The sequence below is a fragment of the Campylobacter showae CC57C genome (assembly GCF_000344295.2).
In the GTDB taxonomy this organism is placed as follows: Bacteria; Campylobacterota; Campylobacteria; order Campylobacterales; family Campylobacteraceae; genus Campylobacter_A; species Campylobacter_A showae_B.
On record NZ_AOTD01000062.1, the window covers coordinates 1 to 805 of the forward strand.

General features: G+C 40.5%; 1 protein-coding gene. It reads left to right on the forward strand.

Features of this window, described 5'->3' with window-relative positions; genetic code table 11:
• On the forward strand, window positions 1–805 hold an 805-nt coding region (locus tag H740_RS11860), incomplete at both ends, for a hypothetical protein (RefSeq protein ID WP_004322303.1).

Genomic DNA, 805 nt, shown 5'->3' on the forward strand with positions numbered 1-805 from the left:
AACGCAAACGTAAATTATGATTTTAGTAGCTCTCATGGGCAAAATTTAAAGATGCATGAGGAAAAAGAGACGGCAAATCAAGCTTTAAATTTGGCGATCGCACAGCTGAATTTAACAGCACATATTGATTATGACGCTCTTGATCCAGAAAAACTAGACCGAGATCAGCTCAAAATTTGGGCGGAAAATGTCGATCCAGGGAAGCTAACGGGTAAAAACTTAAGCAAATGGCTGGGAATAAAAATGGGGTTTGAAAAGTTTGAAGATAGCTGGCGTAAAGAGCTTGGTCTAAATCCAAACGAGCCAGTAGCCATAAGGAGGATATTTTCGCTAAGCGGCTACACTAAGGACGATAAAATCAGCGTCTGGGGCAAGATAAACGGACTTGATCCTAGTATCGACAAAGAAAAAGCTACCGAGCTAAAAAAATTTATAGACAGTACTAAAGCTTTAGCAGCGAACGAGGGGCTAGCTGGATATAAAAACTTAAACGTTGACGATGTTCGCACGGATTTAGGCGGCGCAGGAACTGGATTTATGCCGGGATTTGTTATGCTGCGAGAGATCACCGACTTGCTCGACTCCGATATGGACATAGATAAATTTAAAGATAAATGGCTCGAATTTGCCGCTGAAAAGATACTGGGAGATCACGCAAACGTCAAGATCTCACTCAAGGATGGAAAGCTAAATTTTGATCAAACGTCCGAAAAAGTCAGGCTAAGGTCTCTTAATCAGCCGCTTGAAAAAAGAGTAAGCTACGCAGATGAAACAACTAAAAAAGAGTTTTTAAATTTCTTAAAAG